The following is a 2,850-nucleotide window of genomic DNA, read 5'->3' as shown; positions in this document are numbered from 1 at the left end:
CAGCAACAACGGGCGCTCGTCCCATTTCGGATGCCTCGCGGCGATGCAGACCGCAATCGCGACGTCGGGGTGCAGGTACGCCACATTCTCGATGTCGATCGAGCTGATCCACTCGCCGCCGGACTTGATGACGTCCTTGCTGCGGTCGGTGATCTGCATGAAGCCGTCGGGATCGATCTTCGCCACGTCACCGGTCGGAAACCAGCCGTCGCATAGCGGCGACGCGTCTTCGCTGCCGAAATATCCGCCCGTGACCCACGGCCCGCGCACCTGCAGGTCGCCGGTCACCTGAGCGTCCCATGACAACTCCTTGCCGTCCGGTCCCACGATTCTCATGTCGATGCCGAACACGGCGCGGCCCTGCTTTGCCTGGACAGCGTAGCGCTGCTGCGCCGGCATCGACAGGTGGCGCGCTTTGAAACTGCAAATCGTGCCGACCGGGCTCAGTTCCGTCATCCCCCATGCGTGCAGGACGTCGACCTGGTAACGCTCCTGAAATTCGGTCGTCATGGCCGTTGGACATGGCGCACCGCCCACGATGGTGCGGCGCATGGAGGTGAACGTCGTGCCACGTTCGGCCACATGTCGAAGCAGTCCCTGCCACACGGTCGGCACACCGGCGGAGAGCGTGACCTGTTCTGCCTCGATCAACTCATAGAGCGATTTTCCGTCGAGAGCGGGACCGGGGAACACGAGCTTGGCCCCGACCATGCATGCGATATAGGGCAGACCCCACGCGTTCACATGAAACATGGGGACGACCGGGAGGATCGCATCGCGGGCCGAGCAGTTCAGTGAGTCAGGCAACGCCGCTGCGTAGGTGTGCAAAATAGTTGAACGATGACTGTACAGAACACCTTTCGGATTGCCGGTGGTGCCTGACGTGTAGCACAACGACGACGCATGGTTCTCGTCAAGAAGCGGCCACGCAAATTCATCGCTGTGACCGTCAATCAGGTCTTCGTAGCACAACAGCATGATCGGCAGATCGTGCTTGGCCGGCATGTTCGCACGACTGGTCATCGCGATGAATACCTTCGTGCTCTTGATACGTGACGCGACGGCCTCGATCAGCGGGAGGAAGGTCAAGTCGAAGAAGATAGCGCGATCGTCAGCATGATCGATGATGTAGGCGAGCTGGTCGATGTGCAGCCGGGGGTTAAGCGTGTGGAGTACCGCACCGGAACCCGACACCGCGAAGTACAACTCCATGTGACGGTAGCCGTTCCATGCCATCGTACCGACGCGTTCACCCTCGCTAATCCCGAGGCCAGCGAGGGCATTGGCGAGCCTTCGGGCACGTTGCGCAAGGTCGCGATAGCAATATCGGTGAATGTCGCCTTCAACCCGTCGCGACACAATTTCCTGCCCGCCATGATGCCGCTCGGCGTGGGTGAGGAGCGACGCGACCAGCAGCGGTTGTTGCATCATCAATCCATGCATGAGTATCTCCCTGATTTATCAGATTCAGCTTAGCTGCGAGCGACACGGACCTGCCGCGGCGTCGTCAACTGTGAGTTCGAGCCTACCGCCGACGTTCCGGACGGGAAGAGTCGCAAGTCTCAACCCGCCCTTTCCCGGCATGCAACCGGTTGCGACGTCAAAACGAAGGCCGTGGGCGGGGCAGCGAAGCAGGCGCCCTTCAATCTGGCCGCCTGCAAGTGATGCACCATTGTGCGGACAAGAGTTTTCGACGGCGTGGAATTCACCGTCGATGTTAAAGAGCACGACACTGCGGCAGTCAACGAAGACTAGCTTTCGCTGTCCTCGCGTGATTTCATCGGCCGACCCGACTAGTATCTGGCGTGACACTATCTGTTCTCCTGATCGCCAATCGAGCGCAACATGGCATCCACGATCGCGCCGGGCGAATACGCCCCAGAGAGCGACAGTGCGGAATTAACCACGAAATGTGGCACGCCCTGGACGTCGTCAGCCTGCGGTGAACACGGCAACGTCATGTTGTCTTCTCGCCCCGACGTCGTGAAATGTTCAGCGAGACGTGCGGCGTCCAGACCGCACGCGAGGCCAATTCGCTCAAGCACGTCCGGGCTGCCGATGTCTTCGCCGTCGATGAAATAGCCCGTGAACAGCCGGTCGATCAACAACGCGGGTTTAATGGCCGCGCCTGTCGTTGTCGCCCAGGCAACGAGTCTGTGCGCTGCCCGTGTGTTGGGCATCACCTCGATCCTGTCGAACATCAGCTCAACGCCGGCTGCTTCAGCGGCCTTTTGGACCTGTGCGCGCCGTGCAGCGACCGCGCCTGGACTTCCCAGACGGGCCACATAGAACGCCTGATAAGGGACTCCATCGACCGGCATATCGGGCAGCAACTGATGCGAGTGCCACCGCACCTTGACGCTCACGTCTGGACGCAAGCTTGCGAGGTAAGTGACGGCCGCATCGAGATTGCGCTTGCCAATCAGGCACCACGGGCAGATGAAGTCGAAGTGGACATCGACCGTCACCGACTCGTTCTTGTTCACTGCCGTACCCTGCTCTGTTGTAGCGAACATGTCAGAGAAGCTCACGGATCAGCGAGTCCGCCTGCGGCCAGTCGCCATAGCCGGCCGCGGGGTTCAGGTGCCCGACTTCGCCAAGGTCGACGAGACGGCTGCCCCAGTCCGCTGCCATGGTGGCAGCGCGATCAAACGCGGCAAGCGGATCATTGCGGCTGGCTCCGAGAATGCTCGGGAACGGCAGCGGTTTGCGCGGGTTCGGCAGCCACCCGTGTTCTTCGAGCACGTCCAGCGTCGGATAACCGGCGGGCATGGGTACCTCCAGATCCGCCGGCGTGGCAAGCAGCGCGCCCTGGATGGGGCGGTTGTGGCGCTGCGCCCAGTGCACGGT

General features: G+C 61.5%; 4 protein-coding genes. All 4 read right to left on the bottom strand.

The window, feature by feature from the left end:
- Positions 1–1,443: 3-(methylthio)propionyl-CoA ligase (locus tag WCA53_RS23710; RefSeq protein ID WP_423916214.1), on the bottom strand; the 1,443-nt coding region annotated here is incomplete at its 3' end.
- 24 nt (positions 1,444–1,467) lie between these two features.
- Positions 1,468–1,812 (bottom strand): Rieske (2Fe-2S) protein, encoded by a 345-nt coding sequence (locus tag WCA53_RS23705; protein WP_423916211.1) that lies wholly within the window; start codon positions 1,810–1,812, stop codon positions 1,468–1,470.
- Entirely contained in the window at positions 1,812–2,516 is a 705-nt protein-coding gene (locus WCA53_RS23700; RefSeq protein ID WP_423916209.1) for a DsbA family oxidoreductase, read from the bottom strand. Before WCA53_RS23700 ends, WCA53_RS23705 begins: the two co-directional genes overlap by 1 nt.
- A 1-nt stretch (position 2,517) precedes the next feature.
- Positions 2,518–2,850, bottom strand: a 333-nt coding sequence (locus WCA53_RS23695; RefSeq protein WP_423916207.1) for an RBBP9/YdeN family alpha/beta hydrolase, incomplete at its 5' end; no start/stop codon positions are given.

It is taken from the genome of Caballeronia sp. (assembly GCF_049581465.1).
In the GTDB taxonomy this organism is placed as follows: domain Bacteria; phylum Pseudomonadota; class Gammaproteobacteria; order Burkholderiales; family Burkholderiaceae; genus Caballeronia.
Note: the sequence above shows the minus strand (reverse complement) of the source record. Positions and strands in the feature narration are given on the sequence as shown.

Excerpts from the sequence above, each read along its gene's own strand:
- WCA53_RS23700 (WP_423916209.1), bottom strand. The coding sequence starts at position 2,516 with ATGTTCGCTACAACAGAGCAGGGTACGGCAGTGAACAAGAACGAGTCG.